This window comes from Pseudoalteromonas sp. S3785, from assembly GCF_005887365.1.
Taxonomy (GTDB): Bacteria; Pseudomonadota; Gammaproteobacteria; order Enterobacterales; family Alteromonadaceae; genus Pseudoalteromonas.
Map to the genome: position 1 here is coordinate 1 of NZ_PNCT01000155.1, position 319 is coordinate 319.

Below are 319 nucleotides of genomic sequence, written 5' to 3' on the forward strand. Positions count from 1 at the left end.
GGCATATTAGTTAAATGCCCCAGCTTATCCTCTCCCATTCTTCGCCCTGGTAGCTCAACGAGTTCAAGGTACGAGTCAAGCTCAAACGGCAGCCCTTTAGGCATAATCTGACGTGGCATACCTGCAAAACGTAGTAACTGCTTAGGTTGTTTACCTTCTGCCGCGCATGTTAAGCGATTTTGTACACTGGTATGGTCTGACTCTTCTGGTTTGTTAGCCATTTTAGCTCTAATGGGATTTAAATCGACATAGGCCATACACGCTGCAAGTGCTGCTTCATCTAGTAATGCTTGCGATTTGAACCTTCCCTCCCAGAATC

The 319-nt window shown here is 46.1% G+C and carries 1 pseudogene; it reads right to left on the reverse strand.

The features are described 5' to 3' along the window. A pseudogene (locus CWC17_RS18955) lies at window positions 1–319 on the reverse strand (transposase); the annotation flags it as partial.